The organism is Marinobacterium iners DSM 11526, from assembly GCF_900107855.1.
Lineage (GTDB): Bacteria > Pseudomonadota > Gammaproteobacteria > Pseudomonadales > Balneatricaceae > Marinobacterium > Marinobacterium iners.
Map to the genome: position 1 here is coordinate 173411 of NZ_FNRJ01000002.1, position 14396 is coordinate 187806.

At 54.8% G+C, this 14396-nt stretch carries 15 protein-coding genes; 4 read left to right on the forward strand and 11 right to left on the reverse strand.

Annotation, left to right across the window (positions count from 1 at the left end; translation table 11 throughout):
* Positions 1-169: 169 nt before the first annotated feature.
* Positions 170-697, forward strand: coding sequence for a MarR family winged helix-turn-helix transcriptional regulator (locus BLV48_RS03765; RefSeq protein ID WP_091823820.1), 528 nt, complete (start codon positions 170-172; stop codon positions 695-697).
* A 92-nt stretch (positions 698-789) separates the two neighbouring features.
* Positions 790-1851, forward strand: coding sequence for a histidinol-phosphate transaminase (gene hisC / locus BLV48_RS03770; RefSeq protein ID WP_091823324.1), 1062 nt, complete (start codon positions 790-792; stop codon positions 1849-1851).
* 18 nt (positions 1852-1869) lie between these two features.
* Here hisC and BLV48_RS03775 read toward each other — a convergent pair whose 3' ends face one another.
* The gene (locus BLV48_RS03775; RefSeq protein WP_091823327.1) at positions 1870-2763 is read right to left on the reverse strand and encodes a GGDEF domain-containing protein; all 894 of its coding nucleotides are present in this window, start codon (positions 2761-2763) and stop codon (positions 1870-1872) included.
* 245 nt (positions 2764-3008) lie between these two features.
* On the opposite strand from BLV48_RS03775, the gene BLV48_RS03780 reads away from it, so the two are divergent.
* Positions 3009-4247, forward strand: a complete 1239-nt coding sequence (locus tag BLV48_RS03780) for an EAL and HDOD domain-containing protein (RefSeq protein ID WP_091823330.1) — start codon at positions 3009-3011, stop codon at positions 4245-4247.
* Positions 4248-4287: 40 nt separating this feature from the next.
* Here the strand turns inward: BLV48_RS03780 and BLV48_RS03785 are convergent, their stop codons facing one another.
* The 6 genes from BLV48_RS03785 to BLV48_RS03810 form a co-directional block, all read right to left on the reverse strand.
* Positions 4288-4590 carry a c-type cytochrome gene (locus tag BLV48_RS03785; protein ID WP_175527571.1) on the reverse strand — a complete coding sequence of 101 codons (303 nt, stop codon included), beginning with the start codon at positions 4588-4590 and terminating at the stop codon, positions 4288-4290.
* Positions 4591-4715: 125 nt separating this feature from the next.
* Positions 4716-6629 (reverse strand): molecular chaperone HtpG, encoded by a 1914-nt coding sequence (gene htpG / locus BLV48_RS03790; RefSeq protein ID WP_091823333.1) that lies wholly within the window; start codon positions 6627-6629, stop codon positions 4716-4718.
* 74 nt (positions 6630-6703) lie between these two features.
* A complete protein-coding gene (locus BLV48_RS03795; RefSeq protein ID WP_091823336.1) occupies positions 6704-7165 on the reverse strand; it encodes a PaaI family thioesterase in 462 nt (153 codons plus the stop codon).
* On the reverse strand, positions 7149-7634 hold the full coding sequence (locus BLV48_RS03800) for a PaaI family thioesterase (protein WP_091823339.1): 486 nt from the start codon (positions 7632-7634) through the stop codon (positions 7149-7151). The genes BLV48_RS03795 and BLV48_RS03800 overlap by 17 nt, the downstream gene beginning before the upstream one ends.
* Positions 7631-8350 (reverse strand): DUF599 domain-containing protein, encoded by a 720-nt coding sequence (locus tag BLV48_RS03805; RefSeq protein WP_091823342.1) that lies wholly within the window; start codon positions 8348-8350, stop codon positions 7631-7633. Before BLV48_RS03805 ends, BLV48_RS03800 begins: the two co-directional genes overlap by 4 nt.
* A gap of 85 nt (positions 8351-8435) precedes the next feature.
* Positions 8436-9911, reverse strand: coding sequence for a protein adenylyltransferase SelO (locus tag BLV48_RS03810; protein ID WP_091823346.1), 1476 nt, complete (start codon positions 9909-9911; stop codon positions 8436-8438).
* A 127-nt stretch (positions 9912-10038) separates the two neighbouring features.
* On the opposite strand from BLV48_RS03810, the gene BLV48_RS03815 reads away from it, so the two are divergent.
* Complete coding sequence (locus tag BLV48_RS03815) at positions 10039-10359, forward strand: DUF3301 domain-containing protein (RefSeq protein ID WP_091823349.1); 321 nt, start codon at positions 10039-10041, stop codon at positions 10357-10359.
* Here the strand turns inward: BLV48_RS03815 and BLV48_RS03820 are convergent.
* The 4 genes from BLV48_RS03820 to sucC form a co-directional block, all read right to left on the reverse strand.
* Positions 10356-10814 (reverse strand): YaiI/YqxD family protein, encoded by a 459-nt coding sequence (locus tag BLV48_RS03820; RefSeq protein ID WP_091823352.1) that lies wholly within the window; start codon positions 10812-10814, stop codon positions 10356-10358. The two genes, BLV48_RS03815 and BLV48_RS03820, sit on opposite strands and share 4 nt — an antisense overlap.
* Positions 10815-10823: 9 nt before the next feature.
* Complete coding sequence (gene dbpA, locus BLV48_RS03825) at positions 10824-12200, reverse strand: ATP-dependent RNA helicase DbpA (RefSeq protein WP_091823355.1); 1377 nt, start codon at positions 12198-12200, stop codon at positions 10824-10826.
* A gap of 114 nt (positions 12201-12314) precedes the next feature.
* On the reverse strand, positions 12315-13196 hold the full coding sequence (gene sucD / locus BLV48_RS03830; protein WP_091823358.1) for a succinate--CoA ligase subunit alpha: 882 nt from the start codon (positions 13194-13196) through the stop codon (positions 12315-12317).
* A gap of 2 nt (positions 13197-13198) precedes the next feature.
* Positions 13199-14365, reverse strand: coding sequence for an ADP-forming succinate--CoA ligase subunit beta (gene sucC / locus BLV48_RS03835; RefSeq protein ID WP_091823361.1), 1167 nt, complete (start codon positions 14363-14365; stop codon positions 13199-13201).
* Between the last annotated feature and the right edge of the window lie 31 nt (positions 14366-14396).

The window sequence follows — 14396 nt, forward strand, 5'->3', positions numbered from 1 at the left end:
CCATTTGAGCGCATTTCAAGGCTATTTACACGGCAAAACCTGAAATCTTACATTGCTTTGCATTACAAAATACTTAACAAGGAGTGACAAACTTATTTTGCAATACTTTACGAATCAGGCTAAAAAGCGCGATCAGTTCACACCTGCTTCCGGAGATCTGCTGAGCGCTATGGAAAAGAGTCAGGACGCACTGGTGCTGTTGCGCCAGATTATTCGTGCCACCGACCTGCATGACAAACATTTGAGCCGCCTGACCGGGCTCACCATGCCACAACTGATGGTCATGCAAACGCTGCGCATCAACGGCCCGTTGACAATTGGTATGCTGGCCAAGGAAATGAATCTGGCACAAGCAACTGTCACCAGCATTCTTGACCGGCTTGAACGCAAGGAGCTGGTCCGCCGCGAGCGCAGCCACACCGACAAGCGCAAGGTTCTGGCCTGCCCCACTGAAGCTGGTCTCGAACTGCTCAAGTCGGCCCCAGCCACCTTGCAAGACACCTTTATCCGCGAGTTCGAGGATATGCACGACTGGGAACAATCGATGATCGTTGCCTCTCTGGAGCGCGTATCCCACATACTGGGTGCACACCACATTGATGCGGCTCCGATGCTCGATATCGGCGCACTGGACCGATCTACCGAGAACGGTGTCCCCGACTACCTGCGTGATGAACAGAGCCCGCTGAAGAACTGAACTGCACCCACATTCAGGCGCGTCATTTCTTCCCGCCTGCCGGCTCTGTTATCATGCAGCCTTAAATTCAATTGCTGCAGGGCAGTCCGAGCATGAGTAAATTCTGGAGCCCGGCCATCCAGTCACTGGTCCCCTATACACCCGGGGAACAGCCCAAGATTGATGGCCTGATCAAGCTCAACACCAATGAAAACCCCTATCCCCCGGCACCCGGCGTACAGCAGGTGATTGCCACCTTTGATGCCGAGCGACTGCGCCTCTATCCGGATCCAGACTGCCAGGCACTCAAACAGGCACTTGCTACCGACCAGGGGCTGCAGCCAGAGCAGGTTTTTGTTGGAAATGGCTCTGATGAAGTGCTGGCACTGGCCTTTATGGCCTTCCTGCGCCAGAGCCAGCCATTGCTGCTGCCGCAAACCAGCTACAGCTTCTATAACGTTTACATCGACCTGTTTGGCATTGAGGCACGCCACATACCTCTACACGCCGACTTCAGTATTAACCTGGATGACTACCAGGGCAGCAATGGCGGCATCATTTTTGCCAACCCCAACGCCCCTACCGGCATTTCCGTACCCTTGAGCGAGATTCACCGCCTGCTTGAGCGCAATACGGAATCTGTTGTCATTGTGGATGAAGCCTACGTGGACTTTGGTGCTGAAAGCGCTACCGCGCTGGTGAGTGAGTTTCCTAACCTGCTGGTCACCCAGACATTTTCAAAGTCTCACTCACTGGCAGGCATGCGAGTCGGTTTTGCCTATGGTCAGGCAGAATTGATCGATGGGCTGGAGCGGGTCAAGAACAGCTTCAATTCCTACCCGCTGGATATGCTGGCACAACTAAGTGCCATTGCAGCACTGGAGGATCAAACGTACTTCAACCAGTGCTGCCAACAGATTATCGCAACCCGGGACTGGACTACAACACAGCTGACAGCTTTGGGATTTGATGTGCTGCCATCCCACACCAACTTCGTGTTTGCCAGCCACCCAAAAGTGGCCGGGGCCGAGCTGATGCAGTACTTGAGAGACAATCGGATTCTGGTGCGGCATTTCACCAAACCGGGTATCGACAACCACCTGCGTATCACTATCGGTACAGAAACACAGATGCAGGCCTTGATCGACTGCCTGCGCAACCATCCGTCACTTTAGGTCAACAAGGCGCTCTGCTCAGAGCGCCTCACCCTCAACGCGGTTGGCTCCACTGTGCTGGGCAATCAACAGGTGCTCATGAGCCCGACGCAACACACTCACCGCATCATCCTCCAGATTGAGGGCAGACGCCACACCCACACTGACCGTCCAGTTCAGATTGCCTGTAGGGTAGGGAATTTCAAGCGCTTCTACCGCAGAGCGCATGCGCTCACCTGCCAACATCGCCTGTTCGTGATTGGTTTCAGGCAGCACCATCACCAGCTGATCATCACTGTAGCGGGAGACAAAGTCCGCTGTCCGCTTGAGCCGGTGCAATTCGGAAACCGTATGCTGTAAAACCTGATCACCGGCATCCCAACCGTGCTGCTCGTTGATATTGCTGAAGCCATCAATATCAATCAATAACAAGCTGCTTGCACCGTCATATCGCAGCGCCTGAGCTACCGACACCTCAAGCACCGGCGCCAGCGCACGCCTGTTATAGGCGCCGGTCAGCGGATCACGCTGAGCCTGGTGCGACAACTTACGTTCAAGCTTTTTCTGCGCCGTGATATCACGGGCACTCCAGACTATTTCACCGGCAGCGGTTACCATCCAGCTGCCACGATACCAGAGTGCTTCATGCAGCCCCAGCGCCCTCAGCTCCGGCAGATGCTCAGGCCTCAGCTGGTACTCATGCTGAACAGGAGCACTTTCCTGGCGGGCTCGCTCAATCAGCGAACGGACCTGAACCAACAGATCCTCAGCCAGAAAGTCCGACAGCACCTTGCCTTTCAGTTGCTCAGGCTTTAGCCAGCCGGCACTACCCGACACGGCGTCCACAATCCGTTCGCCATCCAGAATCAGCAGCGGGTCTTGACAGACCTGTAGCAATGCCGTGTAACGAGCCTCGGTTGCATCCGTTGTCATTTCATCTCTCCAGACATGCGGTTTAATGTCTCACCCGGGCGGCGGGCTGATTACTTCTCTGACCGATAATACCCCCGATACGGGGTCAGTATGCAATCCCTGCATTAACACATGATCCAGAACAGCACTCAAACGAAGTGAACACTTGAGCTTGCGTGCAACCTGCATAACAATGTTAACTGTTGCCTGTAGGCATCACTGATAAGGGTTAACGCCCCCCCAAAGGCGACAGATAGAGGCTGCACATGACTGACAGCGCGAAAATCCTGATGGCCCGCCAACCCATATTCAATCTGGATATGAAGGTTGTGGCCTATGAGCTGCTTTATCGCAGCGAAGATGGGATTAACCCTCTGCCACTGATTAGCGGTGATCAGGCGAGAATAAGCGGTGATCAGGCGAGCAGCCGCGTCATTCTGCACTCCTACACCAGCATTTGTGAGGCCGGCAGCCTGCGCATTCTGCCCGCTTTCGTCAATTTCACCCAGCAGATGCTGGAAGCCGACAGTCTGCCGCCTGTACCTCCACAAGAGATGGTAATCGAGATTCTCGAGGACAGTGTCGTCACCCCCAAACTGATACAAGCTGCCAAGCGACACGCGGAAGCAGGCTACCGCATCGCGCTGGATGACTTCATATACGATGAAAGCTTCGACCCTCTGCTTGAAATCGCGGACATCGTTAAGGTTGACATTCGCGCCATGGATGCGTCACAGCTGAAGGAGCAGGTAGCGCTGCTGAAGCGTTTCAAGGTCAGCCTTTTGGCTGAAAAGGTCGAGACACACGAGGAGTATGCCTTTTGTCGAGAACTGGGCTTCAACCTGTTCCAGGGCTACTTTTTCAGCAAGCCCGAACTGCTGAAAGGCCACAGCCCACAAGGCAACAAACTGATTCTGATGCAGTTACTCAGTGCGCTGAATGACCCTGACGTACAGGTCGAAACACTGAAACAGCTGATCGAGCGAGACCCGGCCCTGACCTACAAACTGCTGCGACTGGTCAATTCTTCCGCCTTCGGCCTCAGGCGCGAAGTCAGCAGCCTGCAGGAAGCGTTGATCTACCTTGGCATGAGCCAGCTTAAGAAGTGGGTTTCGCTGATTGCACTGGCCGACAACTACGGCAAGCCATCAGAGCTTACACGACAGATTCTGCTTCTGGCGCGCATGTCGGAACTGGTTGCCACTCCCGCAGCCGATGTGGACGCTGAGCAAGCCTTCATGGCCGGGCTTCTGGTACATCTTGACGCACTGCTCAGCATCAGCCGAGATGACATCCTGTCTCAGGTCGATGTCAGCGATACTATCAAGGGTGCACTCAGAGGTGATGACTCACCCCTTGGCAATCTTCTGCAACAAGTGCAGCAATTCATGCAAGGCGAATGGGAAAACAAAGACCTGGTTCGAATGAAAGCGATGCAGGCATTCTACGTCAGCAGCCTGGAATGGACCCACGAGTCAATGCAATTGATGAGCACACAAGGCTGATACAGTCGTCTGCCCGCATGCTCGACTTGAGGCTTCAGAATTATTGCAGTGGTGTCGTCATCGCTTCAACAGCTGAGCGAATTTCATCTTTACTGCAGCTGCCACAGGTTCCTTTAGGCGGCATGGCTCCCTTGCCTGCCAGCACAGTGGCGGTCATCGCATCCACACCGGTCGCAATTCTTGGCGCCCAGGCAGCCTTGTCATCCATTTTGGGTGCTCCGCCCAGCCCGGCCTGATGACAGGCAACACAATGTTTTTGCACCACTTCATCGGCACTCATGGCCTGAACGCTCAGCGGAAGAGACAGTAGGGTTGCAGCAGTGATGGCGAGCAGAGGCTTCATGGGAGATCTCCATTTTGTTAATTGATAACAGCTTACAACCTCAATATGGGAATGTCCTTGATCCGGAACAGATAAAAAAACGGACGGCACCGAGCCGTCCGTTTTGCTCATACAACCTCGCGCTTTCAGCGGCTCAATTCAAGCAACAGCTTATTGAGACGTGACACATAGCTGGCAGGATCGTCCAGTGCAGCACCTGCGGCCAGTCCCGCCTGGTCAAACAGCACCAGCGCAAGCTCGCCAAAGCGTTCTTCATCCGGCTCCTTGTCCAGTTTGTCGATCAACGGGTGTTCCGGGTTGATCTCGAAGATCGGCTTGGTATCAGGCACTTTTTGGCCGGCAGCTTCCATAATACGACGCATCTGCAGCCCCATATCGTAGTCACCGATTACCAGACAAGCCGGTGATTCGGTCAAACGATGGGTGATGCGGATGGAGTCGACACGATCCGCCAGTACCTTATTCAGGCGCTCCACCAGCCCTTCGTGCTCTTTCGCCACCTCTTCGAGCTTTTTCTTATCCTCTTCGCTTTCGGTCTCACCCAAATCCAGCTCACCCTTGGTGATATCCTGGAAACTGTGGCCGTCAAAGTCGAACAGCTGGCCCATCATCCATTCATCGATGCGCTCAGACAGCAGCAGCACTTCGATCTCTTTCTTGCGGAAGATCTCAAGGTGCGGGCTGTTTTTGGCGGTATTGAAGCTGTCAGCAACGATGTAGTAGATCTTTTTCTGACCTTCCTTCATGCGAGTGACATAGTCTTCCAGCGAAACGTTCTGCTCGGCATTGCCACTGTGGGTTGAGGCAAAGCGCAGCAGCTTGAGGATTTTGTCACGGTTGGCGTAGTCCTCGGCCGGCCCCTCTTTGATGACCTGACCGAAGGTGGTCCAGAACTTGGCGTACTTGTCAGCATCGTTTTTAGCCAACTTCGACAGCATATCCAGCACACGCTTGGTCAGTGCTGAGCGCAGCTTGTCGACGTTGGGGTCTTTCTGCAAAATCTCGCGGGACACGTTCAGTGACAGGTTGTTGCTGTCGACCACACCCTTGATAAAGCGCAGGTACAGCGGCAGGAACTGATCTGCCTGATCCATGATAAACACGCGCTGCACATACAGCTTCAGGCCACGCGGCGCTTCGCGGTTCCAAAGATCGTATGGCGCATTTTCCGGCACATACAACAGGCTGGTATATTCCAGGTTGCCTTCAACCTTGTTGTGTGACCAGGTCAGTGCATCTGCAAAGTCATGCGATATATGCTTGTAGAACTCTTGGTATTCTTCGTCCGTCAGGTCAGATTTGCTGCGCGTCCAGAGTGCAGTGGCCGAGTTGACACTTTCCAGCTCAGCTTTCTGCTCGGTCTGCTCTTCGCCCTCTTCTGCCGGCTGCTCCTCTTTCAGCATTTTGACCGGAATGGAGATATGGTCAGAATACTTGCGCACCAGTGAGCGCAGACGCCAGCCATCAGCAAACTCTTCTTCACCCTCTTTAAGCTTGAGTACGATGCGGGTGCCACGGGTGGTTTTGTTAATGCTGCCAACGGTAAACTCACCTTCACCGGCAGACGACCAGTGCACACCGTTCTCGGCGGGCTCACCGGCACGACGGGTGTAGACATCAACACGCTCGGCCACAATGAATGCGGAATAGAAACCGACACCAAACTGGCCAATCAGCTGACTGTCTTTGGCCTGATCTCCGGTAAGGTTGGACAAGAAGCTGGCCGTACCGGACTTGGCAATGGTGCCCAGGTGCTCAATCACATCCTGGCGGTTCATGCCGATGCCGCGGTCTTCGATGCTGACGGTTCCGGCGTTTTTATCGAATTCGATGCGGATATCCAGATCCGGGTTCCCTTCATACAGCGCATCGTTATGCAGCGCTTCAAAACGCAGTTTTTCCGATGCGTCCGAGGCGTTGGAGATCAACTCACGCAGGAAGATCTCCTTGTTTGAATAGAGGGAATGGATCATCAGATTCAGAAGCTGTTTAACTTCCGTCTGGAAACCGAGTGTCTCTTTCTGAGTATCTGTGCTCATGGCGGGCTTATCTACCTCCGAAAACTAACGTTCAACGTCACGGATATGGGGGCCCGCCCCGAGATTTCAAGCGCTTATCGCTGAACAGGCGTTAAAGTACCGGCATCCAGAAGAAAATGTGCACGCGCCTGTGCAATCGGTTTGCTTTTGCGTTCCTGCCAGGCCAACACCGAGCAGTTGCCGACCCGACGCCCCTGTCGGCTGACATCACAAATGGCGAATGTGTCTCTATCAAGCCCCGCCCGCATGTAATCCAGTGAGAAGTCGATAATCTTGGCCAGTCCAGGCTGCGGCAGCTGCAGGGTGAGCTGGAACAGCGCTGTCAATTCCATGAAGGATGCAATCACACCTCCGTGAATGGCAGGAATGGTGGGATTGCCAATGTTGCCGGGATTGGCCGGCAGTCGAAAGATAATCTCCTCACCATAACATGCACACTGCACACCCAATACCCGCGCATAGGGGATCAGATCGACCAGCGGCTGATAATCTCCACTTTCCTGTGCCTGACGTACCAGCTCAAGCAGTTGTTGCATTGTCCCCTCCCTCAATCAGGCGACGAAACTCGGACTCGGTGCTTCCACCCTCAGGCCGCATGAAGGTTGCAATGGCATAGGCGACCGGCCGTTCGGGATCGTCCTGATAAACCGACGCACGCGTGAACAGGACGCTACGGGTCACGCGGTAGCATTCTGCATTTACGTAGAGGGGCTGACTCTGGGCCGGGGTCCGCATATGGTCGATACGCAGATCCAGCGTCGGGCAAAGCTCAAACCGATCCAGGGCGCACAACGTCGAAACACTGCTGGCGGCATCCACCAGTGTGGTCAGTACACCGCCGTGCAGGTAGGTATCCAGTACTGGGCTGATCAATTGAGGCTGCACCGGCAATACCAGTACAGCACGCCCCTTCTCCGCCTGTATCAGGCGGATGCCCAGCTTCATCATATGAGGCTGGGCGTTCAGAAACCGTGTGCAGCGCCCTGCATATTCTCCCTGCGTCATTTCTCCGCTCCACTGCTCATGGTTAAGGTCTGAAGCGTGGTGGAGGTGAATTCCCGTCGATACAGGACAAAGACAATCACCATTGTCAGCAGCATGAAGCCCCAGGCATTCATGAACCAGCCCAGCACGGCAATGCTGAAATAGTAGGTGCGCAAACCGAGGTTGAAGTTGTTTGCGGCCATGGAAGCCATGGTGGCAATGCGTTCTGCGTGGGCACGCACCTGCTTTTCGGACGGGTTTTCTGCCGGCAGGGGGGCAGCACCGATCATCACCGATACAAAGCCATACTGGCGCAGGCTCCAGGTAAATTTGAAGAAGGCGTAGATGAACAGCACGATCAGAAGCAGAAGTTTAAGCTCCCATTCCTGCCGGGTTGCAACCACTACAAATGGCAGATCCTGCACCAGATTGATCGCCTTTTCAGCCGAACTCATCACCGTAATCAGACCCGCAAGCACCAGTATCGTGGTCGAGGCAAAGAACGCAACCGTACGCTCAAGATTGGCGATGGCGGTGGTATCGGCGATACGCACTTCACGCGTCATCATGCGCAGCATCCATTCGGTTCGGTACATGTGCAGCATGCTGACGAGGCAGGACGTGTGCTTGGCACGGCTGGCAGCGTAATACATATAGCCACGAAAGCAGAACAGAAACCAGGTGATTGCAAAAGCATTCAGCCAGTTGTTTTGGATCAGCAGCAGTAGTTTTTCCATGACCGGACCTGTGACTCAGTGCCTTGATTTCAAACCCTTAATCTACAGGGAATGAGGTCCTCTGTCTGTAGCTCACCGCCCGGCATCAGGAAGAACAGGTCAGATGGATTGCGGCAGCCCAGTCCGGTGGAGCATCAGCATAGGCACTGAATTCAGAGTGCTCATCACCGGGATGGCGTAGCAATGGTAGCAGTGCGTTCAGTGGACGGTAATCGCCCTGATGAGCTTCGCGAATGACTTCCTCCGCCATATAGTTGCGCAAAATATAGCGCGGATTGACCGAGCGCATCTGTGCCTGACGGATCGGAGTGCTGGCCGCCTCATACTCAAGGCGCATCTCGTATTGCCGCAACCAGTCCGCAACTGCCTTCTCCTGCCTCGCCAACGCAAGCAGACTGTTGGTAGAGGAGGTATCGCCCGGCTGCCATTCACACAAATGACGCAGAAACCGGTTGTGATCCATCCGTTGTTCAGTCCAGATCGCTTCCAGCCTGACAATCAGGTCGGCATCGTCCGACCGGGGAGCTTGCAGCCCTAGACGTGCCCGCATTCTCTTCAGCTTTGCCGCTTCATAGAGCTCTTCGAAGCGATCCAGCTCGGCCTCCAACCTTGATTTTTCTATAAGTGGCAGCAGCGCCTGGGCCAGTGCTGAGAGATTCCACAGCACAATGGATGGCTGACGTGAGAAGGCGTAGCGCCCGGCATGGTCATTCTTGTTGGCTACATGATCCGGTTCATAATGGTCCATGAACGTGAATGGGCCATAGTCGAAGGTCTCACCGATGATCGACATGTTATCGGTATTCAGCACACCATGCACGAAACCGTAGGCTTGCCAGAGTGCCACCAGCTCAGCACTGCGTCGCACCACTTCAGCAAACATCTGAGCCACGGGCTGCTCGGCTGATTGCAACTGTGGGTAATAGCGTTCTATGCAATACTGGGCAAGCCGATGCAGATCATCATGCTGACCACTGTAATAGAAGTACTCGAAGTGCCCGAAACGGATATGGCTGGAGGTGACACGCAGCAACATGGCGCAGGGCTCCATGCCATTGCGCAGGGTGTACTCTTCACTTCCCAGCAGACACAGCGCACGTGTTGTCGGAATGCCCAAACCACACATTGCTTCTGAGGCCAGATACTCGCGAATACTGGAACGCAATACGGCACGACCATCACCGAAACGGGAAAAGGCGGTCTTGCCTGCCCCCTTAAGGTGCAGATCCAACCGCTGCCCTTCTGGGCCAATCACCTCTCCCAGCAACAAACCGCGCCCGTCACCAAGATCCGGATTGTAGCTTCCGAACTGATGGCCGGTGTACTTCATCGCCAACGGCTCTGTACCCGGCCAGTCGACTTCACCACCACATACCTGTGCCAGCAGGCCTGGACTAACTCCACAGGGATCAAGGCCCAGTTGGCGTGCAACCGGCGGATTAAAGCTGATTAAATGGGCATGCTTCAGCGGACAAATACGTGTCGGTTGAAACCAGTGCCGCGGTAAGCGTGCATAACTGTTGTCAAATACCAGCCCGTCCAGGCCTTGCAAATGAGACATGACCACCCCCTAACGTTCAATGCCATTAACCTAGCATTTTGATCAGGTATTTTCACCCCTCAATTCCGCAGGGTTATTTTTAACGCAACGGCTGGTATTATGAGCCCCCCCCTTGAAGGAGACCTCTATGTGGATTGAGCTGTCTGATCTGTTCTGGCTGGCGCTGACAGCCTGTCTGTGTTTGATGTGGTGGCAGAATCTGAAGGTACGTGAGTATGCCACGCGCCAGGTACGGGCCTATTGCCAGCAACAGGACGTACAGCTACTGGATGAGAGTATCGCATTGAAGAGCATGAAACCGAGGCGCAATTCCAAAGGCCTTCTCGAACTGGAGCGCTGCTACCAATTCAGTTTCACATCAACTGGAGATGAGCGCTATAACGGCCTGATCCGCCTTAGCGGACGCCGGGTACAGGGTTTTGAACTTCCACCCCACCGTATCGGTTAACCCTTGCTTCGCAGCGCCTTACTGATCAGACGGTCGAGCTGATTGGCAAAGGCCTGGCGGTCGGACTGGCTCATGGCCGCAGGACCGCCACTTTGTACGCCGCTGGCGCGCAACGTTTCCATAAAATCACGCATATTCAGCCGACCACGAATATTTTCTGCCGTAAACTGCTCGCCTCGCGGCGTTAGAGCCATCGCGCCCTTGTCCAGCAGCTCTGCCGCCAGTGGTATGTCACTGGTAATCACAAGGTCACCAGCCTCACAGCGGCGTACGATCTCGTGGTCAGCCACGTCAAACCCACCGGAAACCTGGATCGCGCGGATATTCGCGGAGGGCGGCACCTTGATTGCATGATTGGCAATAAGTGTCAGCTCCAGCCCAGTCCGATCAGCCGCTCTGAAGAGTATCTCTTTAATCACCACCGGACAGGCATCAGCATCGACCCAGATCTTCATGTCTTTTCCTCAACGCAACTGTCGTACACGGCAGCTGCGGCCCTTGATCTTGCCCTGAGACAGCTTACGTACCGCCTCTTTCGCCACCGGCCGACTGACCGCCACATAGGTACAAAAATCAAACACGCGAATTTTACCGACCTCATCACCCTGAAGCCCCTCGCCACCGGTCAATGCACCCAAAACATCTCCGGGGCGGATCTTCTGTTTTTTACCGATATCAAGTTGCAACGTTGCCATCGGTGGACGATAACTGCCATCAGCACGCGCGGCGGGCAAAGGCTCTTCCGTGGCAATTATATCCAGCTGGGCTTCAATGCCCGCAAGCTTGTGACCTTCCCGGTCGCTGAACAGGGTTACTGCCACACCACTCTGGCCGGCACGACCGGTGCGTCCAATGCGATGTACATGCACCTGAGACTCCTTGGCGGGACGATAGTTGACCACAAGATCAAGCCCTTCTATATCCAGCCCCCTGGCTGCAACATCAGTAGCCACCAATACAGAAGCGCTTTGATTGGAGAACCGCACCAGGGTCTGATCACGCTGGCGCTGATCAAGATCACCGTGCAGAGCCACCGCGGCAATCCCCTCCTGTTGCAAAAAAGATTCCAGATCGCGCACTTCCTGCTTGGTATTGCAGAACACTACCGCCGATACCGGACGATAATGGTAGAGCAGTGCCGTCAAAGCCGCCTGACGCTCCTCTTCGGCAACACGATGAAAATGCTGGCGGATGCTGCCGGACTGATGCAGCGAGGCCACTTCCACCCGAACCGGGTTGGTTAGAATACGGCTGGCAATGTCCTCAATCTCACGTGGATAGGTTGCGCTGAACAGAAGGCTTTGGCGCTTGGCCGGCGTCTGATCAACAATCGCGTCCACCGCAGCCTGGAAGCCCATTTCCAGCATGCGATCGGCTTCATCCAGCACCAGCACCTGCAACCTGTCCAGTTTGAGAGTGCCCTTGCGCAGGTGTTCCTCAAGGCGCCCAGGGGTACCGACAACGATATGGGCACCATGCTCCAGTGAGCCAATCTGTGGCCCCAACGGCTGCCCTCCGCACAATGTCAGCGTTTTGACATTGGGGATCTGACGCGCAAGACGGCGCAATTCCTGTGCAACCTGATCAGCCAGCTCGCGGGTCGGGCAGAGCACCAGCACCTGAACATGAAAACGTGTGGGATCAAGCTGCTGCAGCACACCCAGACCGAAGGCCGCCGTTTTACCTGATCCGGTTCTGCCCTGAGCGATAAGATCCTTGCCGTCCAGAATCACGGGGAGACTCTCATGCTGAATCGGGGTCATCAAGTGATAATCAAGCGAGGCGAGATTGTCCAGCAGCTCGGCACGCAAGGGCAGGACTGAAAAGGGATGTTGACTCAAGGGAATACCTTCGGAATGTGTTTCTGAAGGCGCATTCTAGCAGAGGGCGGATAGGGGCGCACGGAAACAAAAAAGGCAGCCGAAGCTGCCTTTTTGAAAGAAACCCGAAGGCTCTTACTTCATTGCCCAACCGGTCACTTCAGACAGTGCCTTGCCGATATCGGCCAGAGAGCGAACAGTCTTCACACCAGCGTCTTCCAGAGCCGCAAACTTCTCGTCTGCAGTGCCCTTGCCACCGGAGATGATCGCACCAGCGTGGCCCATGCGTTTGCCCGGAGGTGCAGTAACACCCGCGATGTAAGAAACAACCGGCTTGGTTACGTTAGCCTTGATGTAGGCAGCCGCTTCTTCCTCGGCAGAACCACCGATCTCACCGATCATAACAATCGCTTCAGTCTGCGGATCGTTCTGGAACATTTCCAGGATGTCGATGAAGTTGGAGCCCGGGATTGGGTCACCACCGATACCAACACAGGTAGACTGACCGAAGCCAGCGTCAGTAGTCTGTTTAACCGCTTCGTACGTCAGAGTACCAGAACGGGAAACGATACCGACTTTACCCGGCAGGTGGATGTGGCCCGGCATGATACCGATTTTGCACTCACCCGGAGTGATAACGCCCGGGCAGTTCGGGCCGATCAGGCGCACGCCCAGTTCATCACACTTCACTTTGCACTGCAGCATATCCATTACCGGGATGTGCTCGGTGATGCAAACGATCAGTTTGATGCCAGCATTGGCGGCTTCCAGGATGGAATCCTTACAGAAGGGAGCCGGAACGTAGATAACAGACGCTTCAGCGCCAGTCGCTTCTACAGCTTCCTTAACGGTGTTGAATACCGGCAGACCCAAGTGCTCAGTACCGCCCTTGCCCGGAGTTACACCACCAACCATTTTGGTGCCGTAGGCAATCGCCTGCTCAGAGTGGAAAGTACCCTGGCCACCGGTAAAGCCCTGACAGATGACTTTGGTATCTTTGTTGATCAGAACGGCCATGATTATTTACCCTCCGCTGCTTTGACTGCCTGCTGAGCAGCGTCAGTCAGGCTGGTTGCTGCAATGATGTCCAGACCGGATTCGGCCAGTTTCTGCGCACCCAGCTCAGCGTTGTTACCTTCCAGACGTACCACAACCGGTACGTTGACACCCACTTCTTTAACTGCACCGATGATACCGTCAGCGATCAGGTCGCAACGTACGATACCGCCGAAGATGTTAACCAGAACCGCTTTAACGTTCTTGTCTTCAAGGATGATCTTGAACGCTTCGGTTACACGTTCCTTGGTTGCACCACCACCAACGTCCAGGAAGTTGGCCGGGAAACCGCCGTGCAGAGACACGATATCCATGGTACCCATGGCCAGGCCTGCGCCGTTTACCATGCAACCGATAGTGCCGGTCAGTGCCACGTAGTTCAGATCCCACTCGGCTGCACGCGCTTCACGCTCGTCTTCCTGAGACGGGTCGTGCATGCCCTGTAGATCCTTATGGCGGTAAACAGAGTTACCGTCGATAACGATCTTGGCATCCAGGCAGTGCAGGTTGCCCTGGTCAGTGATGACCAGCGGGTTGATTTCGAGCAGTGCCAGATCTTTCTCTTCGAACATCTTGGCCAGGCCAAGGAAGATGTTGACGAACTGTTTGATCTGATCACCCTGCAGGCCCAGCTGGAACGCCAGCTCACGACCCTGATACGGCTGAGCGCCGGTCAAGGGATCGATGGTTGCTTTCAGGATCTTTTCCGGAGTCTCTTCAGCAACTTTCTCGATCTCGACACCACCTTCGGTGGAAGCCATGAACACGATGCGACGGCTGGAGCGGTCAACAACCGCACCCAGATACAGCTCGTTAGCGATATCGGTGCAGGTTTCAACCAGAATTTTGGTAACCGGCTGACCATTGGCGTCTGTCTGATAAGTTACCAGACGCTGGCCCAGCCATTTTTCGGCAAATGCCTTGGCGTCAGCCGGAGAGTCAACCAGCTTTACACCACCTGCTTTACCACGGCCACCGGCGTGAACCTGGGCTTTTACAACCCACTTGTCTCCGCCAATTTTTTCAGCCGCTTCAGCAGCCGCTTCCGGAGTATCTACCGCGATCCCTTTGGAGACCGGCAGACCATATTCGGCAAACAGTTGTTTACCCTGGTACTCGTGAAGGTTCATGCTCTAATCCGTTGTATTTTCGGTTATACAG

Excerpts from the sequence above, each read along its gene's own strand:
- BLV48_RS03810 (WP_091823346.1), bottom strand. The coding sequence starts at position 9,911 with ATGTCTCATTTGCAAGGCCTGGACGGGCTGGTATTTGACAACAGTTAT.
- BLV48_RS03805 (WP_091823342.1), bottom strand. The coding sequence starts at position 8,350 with ATGGAAAAACTACTGCTGCTGATCCAAAACAACTGGCTGAATGCTTTT.
- BLV48_RS03815 (WP_091823349.1), top strand. The coding sequence starts at position 10,039 with ATGTGGATTGAGCTGTCTGATCTGTTCTGGCTGGCGCTGACAGCCTGT.
- sucD (WP_091823358.1), bottom strand. The coding sequence starts at position 13,196 with ATGGCCGTTCTGATCAACAAAGATACCAAAGTCATCTGTCAGGGCTTT.
- BLV48_RS03785 (WP_175527571.1), bottom strand. The coding sequence starts at position 4,590 with ATGAAGCCTCTGCTCGCCATCACTGCTGCAACCCTACTGTCTCTTCCG.
- sucC (WP_091823361.1), bottom strand. The coding sequence starts at position 14,365 with ATGAACCTTCACGAGTACCAGGGTAAACAACTGTTTGCCGAATATGGT.
- BLV48_RS03780 (WP_091823330.1), top strand. The coding sequence starts at position 3,009 with ATGACTGACAGCGCGAAAATCCTGATGGCCCGCCAACCCATATTCAAT.
- htpG (WP_091823333.1), bottom strand. The coding sequence starts at position 6,629 with ATGAGCACAGATACTCAGAAAGAGACACTCGGTTTCCAGACGGAAGTT.
- BLV48_RS03800 (WP_091823339.1), bottom strand. The coding sequence starts at position 7,634 with ATGACGCAGGGAGAATATGCAGGGCGCTGCACACGGTTTCTGAACGCC.
- hisC (WP_091823324.1), top strand. The coding sequence starts at position 790 with ATGAGTAAATTCTGGAGCCCGGCCATCCAGTCACTGGTCCCCTATACA.
- BLV48_RS03775 (WP_091823327.1), bottom strand. The coding sequence starts at position 2,763 with ATGACAACGGATGCAACCGAGGCTCGTTACACGGCATTGCTACAGGTC.
- BLV48_RS03795 (WP_091823336.1), bottom strand. The coding sequence starts at position 7,165 with ATGCAACAACTGCTTGAGCTGGTACGTCAGGCACAGGAAAGTGGAGAT.
- BLV48_RS03820 (WP_091823352.1), bottom strand. The coding sequence starts at position 10,814 with ATGAAGATCTGGGTCGATGCTGATGCCTGTCCGGTGGTGATTAAAGAG.
- BLV48_RS03765 (WP_091823820.1), top strand. The coding sequence starts at position 170 with ATGGAAAAGAGTCAGGACGCACTGGTGCTGTTGCGCCAGATTATTCGT.